This is a genomic window from Kitasatospora sp. NPDC101157, assembly GCF_044768255.1.
Classification (GTDB): Bacteria; Actinomycetota; Actinomycetes; order Streptomycetales; family Streptomycetaceae; genus Kitasatospora.
The window spans coordinates 1-13,761 of sequence record NZ_JBIWPL010000001.1; the positions used below are offsets into that span (position 1 = coordinate 1).

Annotated in this window: 13 protein-coding genes and 1 riboswitch; of the genes, 9 read left to right on the forward strand and 4 right to left on the reverse strand. The window is 72.9% G+C overall.

From position 1 onward, the window contains the following. Window positions 1-425 precede the first annotated feature (425 nt). Window positions 426-1,250, forward strand: coding sequence for a trehalose-phosphatase (gene otsB / locus ACIRVF_RS00005; protein ID WP_402812893.1), 825 nt, complete (start codon window positions 426-428; stop codon window positions 1,248-1,250). Here the strand turns inward: otsB and ACIRVF_RS00010 are convergent. Then, window positions 1,237-2,703 (reverse strand): trehalose-6-phosphate synthase, encoded by a 1,467-nt coding sequence (locus ACIRVF_RS00010; protein WP_402811444.1) that lies wholly within the window; start codon window positions 2,701-2,703, stop codon window positions 1,237-1,239. The genes otsB and ACIRVF_RS00010 overlap by 14 nt on opposite strands. A 59-nt stretch (window positions 2,704-2,762) precedes the next feature. Then, window positions 2,763-3,767, reverse strand: coding sequence for a glucosyl-3-phosphoglycerate synthase (locus tag ACIRVF_RS00015; protein ID WP_402811447.1), 1,005 nt, complete (start codon window positions 3,765-3,767; stop codon window positions 2,763-2,765). A 143-nt stretch (window positions 3,768-3,910) separates the two neighbouring features. After that, window positions 3,911-4,046, forward strand: a riboswitch (SAM riboswitch). 17 nt (window positions 4,047-4,063) lie between these two features. Between ACIRVF_RS00015 and thrC the strand changes: the two genes are divergently transcribed. From thrC to ACIRVF_RS00040, 5 genes are all read left to right on the forward strand, one after another. Then, window positions 4,064-5,386 carry a threonine synthase gene (gene thrC / locus ACIRVF_RS00020; protein WP_402811449.1) on the forward strand — a complete coding sequence of 441 codons (1,323 nt, stop codon included), beginning with the start codon at window positions 4,064-4,066 and terminating at the stop codon, window positions 5,384-5,386. Between the two features lie 26 nt (window positions 5,387-5,412). Next, on the forward strand, window positions 5,413-5,691 hold the full coding sequence (locus tag ACIRVF_RS00025) for a MoaD/ThiS family protein (protein ID WP_402811452.1): 279 nt from the start codon (window positions 5,413-5,415) through the stop codon (window positions 5,689-5,691). A 552-nt stretch (window positions 5,692-6,243) separates the two neighbouring features. Beyond that, window positions 6,244-6,447 (forward strand): cold-shock protein, encoded by a 204-nt coding sequence (locus ACIRVF_RS00030; RefSeq protein WP_030289665.1) that lies wholly within the window; start codon window positions 6,244-6,246, stop codon window positions 6,445-6,447. A gap of 345 nt (window positions 6,448-6,792) precedes the next feature. Further along, window positions 6,793-8,415, forward strand: coding sequence for a chaperonin GroEL (gene groL / locus ACIRVF_RS00035; protein ID WP_270144962.1), 1,623 nt, complete (start codon window positions 6,793-6,795; stop codon window positions 8,413-8,415). 113 nt (window positions 8,416-8,528) lie between these two features. Beyond that, window positions 8,529-8,885, forward strand: a complete 357-nt coding sequence (locus ACIRVF_RS00040) for a hypothetical protein (protein WP_402811454.1) — start codon at window positions 8,529-8,531, stop codon at window positions 8,883-8,885. 8 nt (window positions 8,886-8,893) lie between these two features. Here ACIRVF_RS00040 and ACIRVF_RS00045 read toward each other — a convergent pair whose 3' ends face one another. Beyond that, window positions 8,894-9,520 carry a hypothetical protein gene (locus ACIRVF_RS00045; RefSeq protein WP_402811457.1) on the reverse strand — a complete coding sequence of 209 codons (627 nt, stop codon included), beginning with the start codon at window positions 9,518-9,520 and terminating at the stop codon, window positions 8,894-8,896. 63 nt (window positions 9,521-9,583) lie between these two features. Here ACIRVF_RS00045 and ACIRVF_RS00050 point away from each other — a divergent pair, with 63 nt between their 5' ends. Genes ACIRVF_RS00050 through ACIRVF_RS00060 form a run of 3 tightly spaced genes read left to right on the forward strand, consistent with a single transcriptional unit; the run spans window position 9,584 to window position 11,607 of the window. After that, window positions 9,584-9,937, forward strand: a complete 354-nt coding sequence (locus tag ACIRVF_RS00050) for a PadR family transcriptional regulator (protein ID WP_402811460.1) — start codon at window positions 9,584-9,586, stop codon at window positions 9,935-9,937. Then, a complete protein-coding gene (locus ACIRVF_RS00055) occupies window positions 9,934-10,863 on the forward strand; it encodes a hypothetical protein (RefSeq protein WP_402811463.1) in 930 nt (309 codons plus the stop codon). The genes ACIRVF_RS00050 and ACIRVF_RS00055 overlap by 4 nt, the downstream gene beginning before the upstream one ends. Window positions 10,864-10,920: 57 nt before the next feature. Further along, a complete protein-coding gene (locus tag ACIRVF_RS00060) occupies window positions 10,921-11,607 on the forward strand; it encodes a copper homeostasis protein CutC (protein WP_402811465.1) in 687 nt (228 codons plus the stop codon). Window positions 11,608-11,684: 77 nt separating this feature from the next. On the opposite strand, the gene ACIRVF_RS00065 is transcribed toward ACIRVF_RS00060, so the two are convergent. Then, window positions 11,685-13,730, reverse strand: coding sequence for a HelD family protein (locus ACIRVF_RS00065; protein ID WP_402811467.1), 2,046 nt, complete (start codon window positions 13,728-13,730; stop codon window positions 11,685-11,687). Window positions 13,731-13,761: the final 31 nt, after the last annotated feature.

Sequence of the window (13,761 nt, forward strand, 5' to 3'; positions counted from 1 at the left end):
GCGCCCCGCGCGCCCGCCGGGCGGGGGGGGCGGGGGGGCCCCCCCCGGGGGCTGGGTGATTTTCGGACTGCCGACTCTCATCGTGGGGTGCTGGGCGCCGTTGGCAGTCTGAAAATCACCCGTTACGCCCCCTTCCGCACCCACCCCCTCCACCGCCCCCTCCCGCAGCGCGTCCCTCTCGCCTTGATCGGGTGGGAGGGGGAGGGGGGTGTGGTGGGGGGGGGGGGGGGGGGGCGGGCGGGGGGGGGGGGGGGTGGGGGTGGGGGGGGCGCGCGGGGGGTTGCCCGCGCGCCCACGGGGTGGGGGGAGGGGTGTTGGCGTGTGGGGTGGTGCCCGCGCGCCCGTGGAAGGGGGAGGTGCGGGGAGTCGGGGGCGTGGGAGGGGCGGGGGATGGGGGTATGGGGGGTGGTATGGGTTTTGAGGAGATGTTCGTGCCGGCCACTGATGCCGGGCGGGATGGGTTGAGGGCGATTCTGGCGGGGCCGGAGGAGGCGGTGGTCGCGCTGGACTTCGACGGGACGTTGGCGCCGATCGTGGGGGATCCGGGGGCCGCGCGGGCGCATCCGGGGGTGGTGGGGGTGTTGCGGGGGTTGTCGGCGGTGGTGGGGGCCGTCGTGGTGGTGACCGGGCGGCCGGCGGGGGTGGCGGCGGAGTTCGGGGGGTTCGCGGGGGTGCCGGGGCTGGTGGTGTTGGGGCACTACGGGGCCGAGCGGTGGGAGGGGGGCGTGGTGACCGCGCCGGAGGTGCATCCGGGGGTGGCGGGGGTGCGGGTGGCGTTGCCGGGGGTGTTGGAGCGGGTGGGGGCGCCCGAGGGGACGTGGGTGGAGGACAAGGGCCGCTCGGTGGCGGTGCACACCCGGCGGACGGGGGCGCCGGAGGAGGCGTTGGAGCTGTTGCGGGCTCCGGTGGGGGAGCTGGCCGCCGAGTACGGGTTGGTGGTGGAGCCCGGGCGGCTGGTGCTGGAGCTGCGGCCGCCGGGGGTGGACAAGGGGGCGGCGCTGACCGGGTTCCTGCGGGAGCGCGGGGCGCGGTCGGTGCTGTACGCGGGGGACGACCTGGGGGACGTGGCGGCCTTCGCGGCGGTGGAGAAGCTGCGCGGCCAGGGGCTGGCCGGGTTGCTGGTGTGCGCCGGGGCGGTGGGGGACGCGCCGGTGCGCGAGCTGGCCGACCGGGCGGATCTGGTGGTCGACGGGCCCGAGGGTGTGGTGGAGCTGCTGGGTGCCCTGGGGGAGGCGGTCAGAGGGCGTTGAGCTGGTCGAGGAACCACTGCTGCGGGGGGAGCGCGGTGGCCGCGGCGGCGAGGCGCTTGGTGCGGTCGGCGCGTTCCTCCGGGCTCATGGCGAGTCCGGTGTGCAGGGCCTCGGCGGTGGCGATGACGTCGTAGGGGTTGACGCTGAGGGCGTCGTCCCCCAGTTCGGCGTGGGCGCCGGCCTCGCGGGAGAGCACCAGGGCGCAGCCCTGGTCGGAGACCACGGGGACCTCCTTGGCGACCAGGTTCATGCCGTCCCGGATCGGGTTGACGAGTGCCACGTCGGCGAGGCGGTAGGCGGCCAGGGAGCGCGGGAAGTCGTCGTTGACGTGCAGGACCAGGGGTTGCCAGGTGGGAGTGGCGAACTCGGCGTTGATCTCGTCGGCGAGGCGCCGGACCGCGGCGGTGTAGTCGCGGTACTCGGCGAGGTCGGTGCGGGAGGGGTAGGCGAAGGCGATGTGCACCACCCGGTCCCGCCATTCGGGGCGGGTGCGGAGCAGGTGCCGGTAGGCCTGGAAGCCGCGGACGATGTTCTTGCTCAGCTCGGTGCGGTCGACCCGGACGATGGTGCGGCGGTCGCCGACGGCGGTGCGGAGGGCCGCGAGGCGTTCGTCGACGTCGGGGCGGTGGGCGCGTTCGCGGAGGAAGTCGGCGTCGGCGCCGAGGGCGTGGACGCCCAGCTGGGTGGTGCGGCCCTCGTGGGTGACGGTGAGCCGCTCGTGGTCGACGCTCGCCCCGAGGAGGTCCTCGCAGCAGGCGGCGAAGGAGCGGGCCCAGCGTTCGGTGAGGAAGCCGGCCCGGTCGGCGCCGAGGATGCCGGTGAGGACGGCCCGGGCGACGTCGTCGGGGAGCAGCCGGTAGTACTCGGGCGGGGCCCACGGGGTGTGGGAGAAGTGGCCGATCCGCAGGTCGGGGCGGGCCGCGCGGAGCAGGGACGGGGCCAGGGAGAGGTGGTAGTCCTGGACCAGGACCGCGGCGTTCGGGGCGGCTTCGGCGGCCAGGGCGTCCGCGAAGGCGGTGTTGTACGCCTCGTAGGCGGCCCATTCGGTGCGGAAGTCGGCGTCGAAGGAGGGCGCGGTGGGGGTCGCGTAGAGCAGGTGGTGGACGAACCACAGGGTGGAGTTGGCGACGCCGTTGTAGGCGTGGGCGAAGGTCTGCGGGTCAATGTCCAGCATGCGTACGGCCTGGCCGCCGACGTCGTGCCCGGCGCGGTCGAGGCGGCCTTCGGGGGCTTCTCCCGCGGCTCGGCGGTCGGCGTCGCTGAGAGCCGCGCAGACCCAGACGGCGTCGGTGTCGCCGATCGCGGAGAGGCCGGAGACCAGCCCCCCACCGCCTCTGCGCAGGGTCAGCGTGCCGTCGTCGGCGGTGCTGAAGGACACCGGTCCCCGGTTGGAGGCCACCAGGACGGGGGCGGTGCCGGTCACAGTCGAACGTTCGGTCGTGAGATCGCCCATGGTTGGGATGTTGCCGGGGGTCCGGGGTGGCAAACCCCGGGGCCCGAAGACGGGTCCCGTCAATGGCGGGTGGCGTATTCGGGGACGGTGTGCATCGGGGGGCGCTCCAGGGCCGTCACGGAGTGGGTGTGGGCGGTGAAGGAGCGGGTTTCCGGGTCGCGGGTGAACTGGGTGAGGTGAGGGTGGACGAGGTCGGCGGAGGCCTTGAGGCGGTGGGTGCGGTCGAGGCGTTCCAGGGCGGTGCGGTAGATGGTGGCGGCCATCCGGCCGAGGGCCTGGCCGTCCTGGTGGCGGTGGTGCCGGACACCGACGTCGACCTGGGCCAGGGCGTCCAGTCCGGCCAGTTCCAGTGCGTCGACCAGCAGGCCGAGTTCGACGCCGTAGCCGGTGGGGAAGGGCAGGCGTTCGAGCAGTGAGCGGCGGGCGGCGTACTCGCCGCCGAGGGGCTGGACGAAACCGGCGAGTTCCGGCCAGTGGAGGTTGAGCAGGGGGCGGGCGACGAGTTCGGTGACCCGGCCGCCGCCGGCCGGGACGATCGCGCCCGAATCCGTCTCCAGGGGGCGGTCGTACATGGCCTTGACCAGCTGGAGCCCCTCGTCGGTCAGCAGCGGGCCGATGATGCCGGAGACGAAGCCCGGGTCGAACTCGCGCAGGTCGGCGTCGACGAAGCAGACGATGTCGCCGTGGGTGACCAGCAGGGAGCGCCACAGCACCTCGCCCTTGCCGGGGACGGCGGGCAGCCGGGGGAGTATCGCGTCGCGGTGCTCCACCCGGGCGCCGGCCGCGGCGGCGACGGCGGCGGTGTCGTCGGTGGAACCGGAGTCGACCACGACGAGTTCGTCGACGAGGGGGATCCGCTCGATCAGCTCGCGGCGGATGGTGCGGACGATGTCGCCGACGGTGGCCTCCTCGTCGAGCGCGGGGAGGACGACGCTGACGGTGCGGCCGGTGCGCCGCTTGGCCTCCAGCAGGGTGTGCACCGGCCGGTCGGCCGCGCTCCACGAGCGGCGGCGGAGCCAGGACGCCGCCTGCGGGAGGAGTGCGGGGGACGGTTCGGCGGGCACGGTGACTCTCCTCGGCGGACTGGGTGGAACGGGCCATCTCGCTTGGCGGACGGACCCTTTCGGGACGGACGCCTTCGGATACAGTCTTCGTACAGCGGTCGGACCTTTGCACGCCGGGGTCGCCGCTGAACCATAACTTCACATGCTCATCCAGAGGGACTGAGGGAACGGCCCGTTGACGTCCCGGCAACCTTCTCGCTCGGCTGTCGTCGACAGGCCCCGGCGGGACAGGTGCCAATTCCGGCCCGTGGCGCGACCGCGCCACGGGGAAGATGAGGAGAGAGGCCTCCGCCATCATGGCTATCACTGTGTCGACTGCTTCTGGCGCCGCACCCTCCCCCAGCCTTCGGCCGGGGGGACCCTCACCCGTCGACCTCGGCCCCGCCGCCGCGCTGTCCTGTCGGGAGTGCGGCACCCGCTTCCCGCTCGGCCCCAGCTTCGCCTGCCTGGAGTGCTTCGGGCCGCTGGAGATCGCGTACGAGTTCGGCAGCGAGGGCGCCGAGGAGCTGCGCAAGCGGATCGAGTCCGGCCCCGCGTCGATCTGGCGCTACGCGCCGCTGCTGCCGGTTCCGGCCGACGTGGCTTCGAAGCCCAACCTGAACCCCGGCTGGACCCCGCTGGTGAAGGCGGACAACCTGGGGCGGGAGCTCGGGTTCACCGCGCAGCTGCACGTGAAGGACGACTCCGGCAACCCGACCCACTCGTTCAAGGACCGGGTGGTGGCCTGCGCGATCGAGGCGGCCCGGGCGTTCGGGTACACCACGCTGTCCTGCTCCTCGACCGGCAACCTGGCCGGTGCGGTGGGCGCGGCGGCGGCCCGGGCCGGGTTCCGCTCGTGCGTCTTCATCCCGCACGACCTGGAGCAGGGCAAGGTCGTGATGGCCGGGGTGTACGGCGGCGAGCTGGTCGGCATCGAGGGCAACTACGACGACGTGAACCGCTTCTGCTCGGAGCTGATCGGGGACCCGGCCGGCGAGGGCTGGGGCTTCGTCAACGTCAACCTGCGGCCGTACTACGGCGAGGGCTCCAAGACGCTGGCGTACGAGATCTGCGAGCAGCTGGGCTGGCGGCTGCCGGAGCAGATCGTCATCCCGATCGCCTCGGGCTCGCAGCTGACGAAGATCGACAAGGGGCTGCAGGAACTGATCAAACTGGGCCTGGTGGAGGACCGGCCGTACCGGATCTTCGGCGCCCAGGCAGAGGGCTGCTCGCCGGTGTCGGCCGCGTTCAAGGCCGGCCGGGACGTGATCAAGCCGGTGAAGCCGGACACCATCGCCAAGTCGCTGGCGATCGGCAACCCGGCGGACGGCCCGTACGTGCTGGACATCGCCCGCCGCACCGGCGGGGCGGTCGAGGACGTCACGGACGCGGAGGTCGTGGCGGCGATCCGGCTGCTGGCCCGGACCGAGGGCATCTTCGCCGAGACCGCGGGCGGGGTGACCGTCGGCGTGCTGAAGAAGCTGGTCGAGACCGGTCGGCTGGACCCGGCCAAGGAGACCGTCGCGATCAACACCGGCGACGGCCTGAAGACGCTGGACGCCGTCTCCGAGGCCGGGATGACCACCGTCATCCGCCCGACGCTGGACTCCTTCCGCGCCGCCGGCCTCGCGTCCGCCTGAACCACCCCACCCCCGCTAGGAGAGCCATGAGCGCCAACGTCCGCATCCCCACCATCCTGCGCACCTACACCGGCGGCGCCGCCGAGGTGACCGCCGAGGGCGCCACCCTGGCGGAGGTCATCGCCGACCTGGAGCGGAACCACGCGGGCATCTCCGCCCGCATCCTGGACGACACCGGCAAGCTGCGCCGCTTCGTGAACGTGTACGTGAACGACGACGACGTGCGGTTCGCCGAGGGCCTGGCGACCGAGATCAAGGACGGCGCGAGCGTCTCGATCATTCCGGCGGTGGCCGGCGGCTGCTGAGCCGTTCCAAGGCCCCTTCCGGCCCGCTCCGCGGCCGCCCGCGCGTACGGAATTCCACTCTCCGTACGCGCGGGCGGTCGCTTGCATTTCGGCGGGAATATTCCGGGTCCAGTCGGAGTAGAGTGTGGCTCGACTGGGAACAGGGCGTCCCCTCCCGGTTCGCGGGGCACTTCGCCCGAGGGCGTCCGGACGCTGGGACCGGCCCGTCAAACATGTCAGGCAGATGTCAGAATTCCTGCGGGCATTTGGGTAATTCGTCCGCTATGTCCGGCGCGGAATGCCGAGTTCCTCCCGATTTGTTCGGTGTTGTCTCTTGACGGGGCTGCGGAATTCCCGGCGGTTGACCCTGTTGCAGAGGGCGTCGATCCGGATACATTCAGCGGCGGTCGACGTAATCACCCGCTCACGGAAGCCGTCCGGTGTTCCCGTGCGGAGGATTGCGGCGCGCACGGCTGCGCCCAGGGGGGGTTCCCCGGGCCGGCCTCCAAACCAGACCCGGGACCGCGACCTGCGGGACCGTGAAGGGCCAGCACAGCACTAGGGGAGTTCGGAATGGCTCAGGGCACCGTCAAGTGGTTCAACGCGGAGAAGGGCTACGGCTTCATCGCGGTCGACGGTGGTGCGGACGTCTTCGTCCACTACAGCGCGATCCAGATGGACGGCTACCGCACCCTCGAGGAGGGCCAGCGGGTCGAGTTCGAGATCTCCCAGGGACAGAAGGGCCCGCAGGCGGACATGGTCCGCGCGGCGGTCTGACACCTTCCGAATCTAGGAGCTCGGCGCGGCCCTCGGCTGGTGACCACTCGCTTCTCGACGGGCCCGTACGACACGCGTCGTACGGGCCCGTTCGCGTTCCCGCGGGAGTTCGCGCCGGAGTCGGTGCGGGCCCGGACGACGGCTCGCGGGTTGCCGATTGGGCTTGCACTCGACCACCCGGAGTGCTAATCATTGGCGTTAGCACTCACAGTGTGAGAGTGACAGCGGACCGGGTCGGTGAGGCCCCCGGGAGCGGCAGGGGAATGGACCTCCGCGCACCAGGGCCGTCCGTCGCGGGCACCCCTTGGTCCGAGCAGTCGACCGTGTCCCGGAGGACCACTTCTGATGGCCAAGATCATCGCCTTTGATGAGGAAGCTCGCCGCGGCCTTGAGCGTGGCATGAACCAGCTCGCCGACGCAGTGAAGGTCACGCTCGGCCCCAAGGGTCGCAACGTCGTGCTGGAGAAGAAGTGGGGCGCCCCCACGATCACCAACGACGGTGTCTCCATCGCCAAGGAGATCGAGCTCGAAGACCCGTACGAGAAGATCGGCGCGGAGCTCGTCAAGGAGGTCGCCAAGAAGACGGACGACGTCGCGGGTGACGGCACCACCACCGCCACCGTGCTCGCCCAGGCCCTGGTTCGCGAGGGTCTGCGCAACGTCGCCGCCGGCGCCAACCCGATGGCCCTGAAGCGCGGCATCGAGAAGGCCGTCGCCGCCGTCTCGGACCAGCTGCTGGCCCAGGCCAAGGACGTGGAGACCAAGGAGCAGATCGCCTCCACCGCCTCCATCTCCGCCGCCGACACCCAGATCGGCGAGCTGATCGCCGAGGCCATGGACAAGGTCGGCAAGGAAGGCGTCATCACCGTCGAGGAGAGCAACACCTTCGGCCTGGAGCTTGAGCTCACCGAGGGCATGCGCTTCGACAAGGGCTACATCTCCGCCTACTTCGCCACCGACCTGGAGCGCATGGAGGCGACCTTCGAGGACCCGTACATCCTCATCGCCAACTCCAAGATCGGCTCGGTCAAGGACCTGCTCCCGCTGCTGGAGAAGGTCATGCAGAGCGGCAAGCCGCTCGTCATCATCGCCGAGGACGTCGAGGGCGAGGCCCTGTCGACCCTGGTCGTGAACAAGATCCGCGGCACCTTCAAGTCCGTCGCCGTCAAGGCCCCGGGCTTCGGCGACCGCCGCAAGGCCATGCTCGGCGACATCGCCATCCTCACCGGTGGCACGGTCATCTCCGAGGAGGTCGGCCTCAAGCTGGAGAACGCCGGCATCGACCTGCTGGGCACCGCCCGCAAGGTGGTCATCACCAAGGACGAGACCACCATCGTCGACGGTGGCGGCGACAGCGAGCAGGTCGCGGGCCGCGTGAACCAGATCCGCGCCGAGATCGAGAACAGCGACTCGGACTACGACCGCGAGAAGCTCCAGGAGCGCCTCGCCAAGCTGGCCGGCGGCGTGGCCGTCATCAAGGCCGGCGCGGCCACCGAGGTGGAGCTCAAGGAGCGCAAGCACCGCATCGAGGACGCCGTCCGCAACGCCAAGGCCGCCGTCGAGGAGGGCATCGTCGCCGGTGGTGGCGTCGCCCTGCTGCAGGCCGGTGTCGCCTTCGACAAGCTGGAGCTGGACGGCGACGAGGCCACCGGTGCCAACATCGTCAAGGTCGCGCTGGAGGCCCCGATCAAGCAGATCGCGACCAACGCCGGCCTGGAGGGTGGCGTCGTGGTGGAGAAGGTGCGCAACCTCCCCGCCGGTCACGGCCTGAACGCCGCCACCAACGAGTACGTCGACCTGGTCGCCGAGGGCATCATCGACCCGGCCAAGGTCACCCGCTCCGCGCTGCAGAACGCCGCCTCCATCGCGGCGCTGTTCCTCACCACCGAGGCCGTCATCGCCGACAAGCCGGAGAAGGCCGCCGCGGCCGCCGGCGGCGGCATGCCGGGCGGTGACATGGACTTCTGATCCTGATCGTTCCGATCGGGTCGGTTGACTCCTCGTCCGCGTGGGCGGCTCCCTTCGGGGGGCCGCCCACGCGGCGTTTCCGGGCCGCGGGGGTTTCACGAGAGGATGGGCGGATGGCTTCCGACGACATCGAGACCGCCCTGCACAACGCGCGGGCACTGATCCTGGCCGACCTCACCGCGCGGGACGTGGCGGACGCCGCCGTCGTCTCGCTGGTCGAGCAGGCCGTCACCCACCGCCGCTGGTGGCTGGAGCAGTGGCCGGACGGCACCGAGTACGTGCTCGGGCTGGTCGCCCAGGACGTCCAGGACGCGCTGCTGGAGGCGTACGGCCGCTGGCCGCTCTGCACCGCCTGCGCGGCCGACGGGGACCCGCACGCGCTGGGCGTGGAACCCGAGTTGGGGCCGGAGCCGCACTGGGTGTGCGGCAAGCAGGGCGTGGTGGTGGCGCCGGTGGGGGAGCTTCGCTAGCCGGCCGGCTAGAGGGTTCCGAGTTCGGCGGTCAGGTTGGCGCGGGCGGCAGCCGTGAAGCGCTCGCGGGCGGCGGCGGTGCGGTAGAGGGCCGGGAGTGCCAGGAGCCGGCGCAGGACGGCGGCCCGGCCCGCGCGGAAGTCCGGCTCCGGGACGAAGGCGTACTCCTCGCGGACGGCGGCCGCGTAGGCCGCGTACGCCTCGGGGGTGCCGCCGAGGACGGCGAGGTCCGCGTCGCAGAGCACCTCGCCGTCGCGGTCGCCGGAGGCCGGGTCGTGGGTGACGGTGAGCAGCACGAGCCGTTCGACCTCGGCGACGCGTTCGGCGGGCAGCCCGGCGGCGGTCAGTGCGCGGACGGCCAGGGCGGCGCTGCGCTCCTCGTTCTCGGTGCGGTCGGGCCGGTAGACGGCGTCGTGGAACCAGGCGGCGAGCCGGACGGCGTCCGGGTCGGCGGCGTGGTCGGCGAGGTCGTCGATGTGCCGGAGTACCGCTCGCAGGTGTTCGGCGGTGTGGTAGCGCCGCTGGGGCTCGGACCAGCGGCGCAGCAGTTCGCGCCCGTAGGGTCCGGGGTCGTCGGCGGCGTCGCAGCGTTCGAGCAGGGCGGTCCAGGCGGTGAGCAGGTCCTCGGTCGGCATGAGCACATTCTGTCGGGTCGTTCCGGTGGACGGGATGTGCCGGTCGGCGATATATGTAGTCACATGACAGAACGCTCCATGCAGGAGCCCACGCTGCTTCTGCTCACCGCGCTGGCCGATGCCCCGAGACACGGCTACGCGCTCATCCAGGAGATCGCCGCGATCTCCGACGGCCGGGTCAAGATGCGCACCGGCACGCTCTACGGGGCGCTCGACCGGCTGCTGGGCCAGGGCCTGATCGAGGTCGCCGCCGAGGAGGTGGTGGACGGCCGCGCCCGGCGCACCTACGCGCTGACCGACGCCGGCCGGGGCGCCCTGGCCACCGAGGCGGAGCGGCTGCGGGCCGTGGCCGCCGAGGCCGAGCGGCGGCTGTCCGTCGCCGTTGCCGGCCCGAGGGTCAGGGGGGCCTTCGCATGAGTGATGCCACCGTTTTCGCCGTACGGACGGCGCTGGCGCTGTACCCGGGGCGCTACCGCCGCGAGCGCGGCGACGAACTGGCCGTGGTCTTCGCCGACACGACGGCCGAGGCCGGGCCGATGGCCAAGGTCCGGGAGCTGTTCGACCTGGGCGCGTACGGGCTGCGGATGCGGACCGGGCTGACCTCGACCTCCCGGGGCGGGCGGCTGGCGGCGCTGGCCGCACCGTTGGTGGTCGGGGCCGCCGGGGGCCTGGCGGCCGGTCAGGCACTGTTGGACTACCTGGAGTCCGGTCTGCCGCAGGGCGGCTGGGGGCTCCTGCACTTCCTGCCCTACTGGGCGCTGCTGGCCTCGGCGGTGTTCTCCGCCGTCGCGGCGCTGTCCGGGCGGTGGACGGTGGCGAAGCTGCTGGCCGCGGTGTCGGGGCTGGCGGCGGTGGCGGACCTCGCCGGGGAGACCGTCTGGCGGGAGCCGGTTCAGCCGTTGTGGCTGTTCCTGGAGCTCTTCCAGTGGAACGGGCCGTTCGTGCTCTGGGCCCTGGTGCTGCTGGCCGCGCCGGCGGACGCGCTGCCGGTGCCGGCCTGGCGGGAGCGGGGCCTGATCCTGGGGGCCGCGGTGCTGACCCCGGTCGCGGCGTTCGCGGACAACGTCTACACCAGCTGGTACCACCTGGACCCGCTGTGGCGGGCGCTGATGATCGTGGTGCCGCTGCTGATGGCGCTGACGGCGGTGCGCGGCTGGGACCTGGTGGCCGTTCCGGGGATCGCGGCGTTGCCGTGGGGGTTCAGCGTCAACCTGCACGGGCTCTGGCAGCAGGAGGGCGGTGCCTGGAGGCTGCTGCCGATGGCCGTGGTGACGGTCGCCGTGGCGGTCGCGCTGGCCCTGGTCGGCCGCCGGAGGGGCCCGGCGGGGCGGCAGCCTGCCTGAGGCCGGAGCGGGGTGCGGTCTCGCCCGGGGGCGGTCGGATGTGGCAGGCTGTCTCATATGTCTAGACCAATTTTCGAAGTCATCGCGCTGACGCCCCAGGACGCCCAGGCTGCCGAGTCGGGCGGCGCCGACCGGCTCGAACTGGTCACCGACATGGCCGCCGACGGGCTCACCCCGTCCGTCGAGGACTTCGCCCGGATCCGGGCCGCCGTCGGCCTCCCGCTGCGCGTCATGCTCCGGATCCGGGACGGCTTCGCCCCCGGCGACCTGGACGAGCTGTGCGCCCGGGCCGCCGCGCTGCGGGCCGAGGGGGCCGAGGAGTTCGTCCTCGGCTTCCTCGACGACGCGGGCGCCGTCGACCTGGCCGCCACCGCGGTGGTGGCCGAGGCGGTCTCCGGCTGCCGCTGGACCTTCCACCGGGCGATCGACCACAGCGCCGACCGGGCCGCCCTGCGCGCCGCGGTCGGCGCGCTGCCCGGGCTGGACACCTTCCTCACCTCCGGCTCGGCCGCCGGGGTGGACGCCGGGCGCGAGGTGCTGGCCGCCGAACTGGCCCGGACGGGCGAGCCCGGCCACACCCAGCGGATCCTGATCGGCGGCGGCCTGCGGGCCGAGCACCTCAAGGAGCTGCGGGCGGAGGGCTTCGACGCCTTCCACGTCGGCGGCGCGGTGCGGGCCGACGGCTGGCGGACGCCGGTCGACGCGGCCAAGGTCGCCGAATGGCGGGCACTGATCGACGCCTGAGGCCGTGGGCATCGACGCCCGGAGCCGCACCGGGGCCGGTCCTGGTCGACGAGGACCGGCCCCACCGCCTCTCCGGACTACCGGAGCTGCTCGGGCAGCGGCTCGCCGTGCAGCACCGTCAGGCCGGAGACGGCGCGGGTCAGCGCGACGTACAGCCGGCGCAGGCCGGTCCGCTCGTCCGGCTCGCCGGCGATCACCGCGGCCGGCTCGTCCAGCACCACGTAGTCGTACTCCAGACCCTTGGCCAGCGAGGCCGGGACGAGGGTCAGCCGGGCCTCGCCGCTGGTCTCGGTGCCGGGGGAGAGGAACGGCAGCCCGGCCGCGGTGAGCAGCTCGGCGAGCCGCGGGATCCGGGCGTCGGCGGCGATCAGGCCGGTCGAGCCCTCGTTCTTCAGGGCCTCCCGGCAGGCGTCCACGACGGCGTCCTCCCACGCCGTGACCGGGCGGATCACCAGCGAGCCGGGGGCGTCGCGGACCGAGGTCGCCGGGGCCAGGCCGGGGGCGATCGCGGGCAGCAGCCGGGAGGCGTAGGCGATGACCTCCTCGGGCACCCGGAAGCCCTTGGTCAGCTCCTCCACGTGGGCGTCCGGCTTGCCCAGGTGGTGCAGGGCGTCCGGCCAACTCGCCGTCGCCCAGGGGGTGGTGCCCTGGGCGAGGTCGCCGAGGACGGTCGCCGAGCCGGTGGTGCAGCGGCGGCCGACCGCGCGGTACTGCATCGGGGAGAGGTCCTGGGCCTCGTCCAGCACCACGTGCCCGAGCGAGGGGGTGCGCTGCACCAAATCCTTGACCTCGTCCACCAGGACGGCGTCGGCCGGCGTCCAGCGGGCGGTCTTCACCGAGCGGCCGGGCTTGGGCCACAGCACCGCCCGCTGCTCCTCGGCGGTCAGCACGCCCTCGGCGCACTCGGCCAGGAACTCAGGCTCGGAGAGCAGCCGCAGGACCAGCTTGGCCGGGTCGACGGCCGGCCAGCACTCCTTGACCACGGCCTTGACCGCGCTGTTGCGGGCCACCGCGTCCTGCACCCGGTCGTCCGGGGCCTCGCCGCCCTGCTCCATCTTCAGCAGCACGGCGTGCGCGATGCGCTGCGGCAGGGCGTCCCGGGCCGCGCCGTAGCGGATGTCGCGGCCCTTCAACTCCTCGATGATCTCTACCAGTTCGTACACCGGCACGCGCCAGCGGCGGGAGCCGCGGACCACCACGCAGGGCTCGGTGGGCAGCGTGATGCCGGCCCGTACCGCGCGGCGCAGCACCTCGGCCATCCGGGCGTCGCCCTTCAGCCGGGCCGCCTCCGGGTCGTCCTCGCCCTTCACCTCGACGTGGGCGACCAGCTGCTGCACGGTGGCCTGGGCGACCTCCAGCTCGCCGAGGGCGGGCAGCACCTGCTCGATGTACGAGAGGAAGGCGTTGTTCGGGCCGATCACCAGGGTGCCGGTCCGGGCCAGGCGCTCGCGGTGCGCGTACAGCAGGTAGGCGACGCGGTGCAGGCCGACGGCGGTCTTCCCGGTGCCGGGCGCCCCCTGGACGCAGATGGTGCCCGTGATGTCGGAGCGGACGATCTCGTCCTGCTCGGGCTGGATGGTGGCGACGATGTCGCGCATCGGGCCGACGCGGGGCTTCTCGATCTCGGCGGCGAGCAGGGCGGAGGCGGTATCGGTCTCGGCCGGGTCGGTGAGGTGCTCGTCCTCGTAGGCGGTGAGCTCGCCGCCGGTGTAGCCGAAGCGGCGGCGGCGTTCGACGTCCATCGGATCGGCGCGGCTGGCCCGGTAGAACGGCTGGGAGACCGGCGCGCGCCAGTCGATCACCATCGGGTCGCCGTCGGCGTCGTGGACGTGGCGGCGGCCGATGTAGAAGCTCTCCCCTCCGCCGCCCTCGCTCAGCTCCTCGCTGACCGCGTGGAGGTAGTCGAGGCGGCCGAAGAACAGCGGGGTGTCGGAGAGGTCGGCCAGGGCGGCGATCCTGGCCTCGATCTGGTTCTGGAGGATGACGGCGGACACCCAGGTGCCGGTCACGTCGCGCAGGTCGAGCGACTCGACGTCCTCGCGCATCGCTCGCAGCGCGGACCGGGACGCGGCCAGGTGGTCGCGTTCGCGCTGGAGGGGGTCGGTGGTGGGGGTGGCGGGCACAGCGAACCTTCCCGGCTGCCCCGGTCGCGGG

Bases quoted from the DNA above. Each gene is read 5' to 3' on its own strand.
- otsB (WP_402812893.1), top strand. From the start codon at position 426: ATGTTCGTGCCGGCCACTGATGCCGGGCGGGATGGGTTGAGGGCGATT.
- ACIRVF_RS00010 (WP_402811444.1), bottom strand. From the start codon at position 2,703: ATGGGCGATCTCACGACCGAACGTTCGACTGTGACCGGCACCGCCCCC.
- thrC (WP_402811449.1), top strand. From the start codon at position 4,064: ATGGCTATCACTGTGTCGACTGCTTCTGGCGCCGCACCCTCCCCCAGC.
- ACIRVF_RS00025 (WP_402811452.1), top strand. From the start codon at position 5,413: ATGAGCGCCAACGTCCGCATCCCCACCATCCTGCGCACCTACACCGGC.
- ACIRVF_RS00030 (WP_030289665.1), top strand. From the start codon at position 6,244: ATGGCTCAGGGCACCGTCAAGTGGTTCAACGCGGAGAAGGGCTACGGC.
- groL (WP_270144962.1), top strand. From the start codon at position 6,793: ATGGCCAAGATCATCGCCTTTGATGAGGAAGCTCGCCGCGGCCTTGAG.
- ACIRVF_RS00040 (WP_402811454.1), top strand. From the start codon at position 8,529: ATGGCTTCCGACGACATCGAGACCGCCCTGCACAACGCGCGGGCACTG.
- ACIRVF_RS00045 (WP_402811457.1), bottom strand. From the start codon at position 9,520: ATGCCGACCGAGGACCTGCTCACCGCCTGGACCGCCCTGCTCGAACGC.
- ACIRVF_RS00050 (WP_402811460.1), top strand. From the start codon at position 9,584: ATGACAGAACGCTCCATGCAGGAGCCCACGCTGCTTCTGCTCACCGCG.
- ACIRVF_RS00055 (WP_402811463.1), top strand. From the start codon at position 9,934: ATGAGTGATGCCACCGTTTTCGCCGTACGGACGGCGCTGGCGCTGTAC.
- ACIRVF_RS00060 (WP_402811465.1), top strand. From the start codon at position 10,921: ATGTCTAGACCAATTTTCGAAGTCATCGCGCTGACGCCCCAGGACGCC.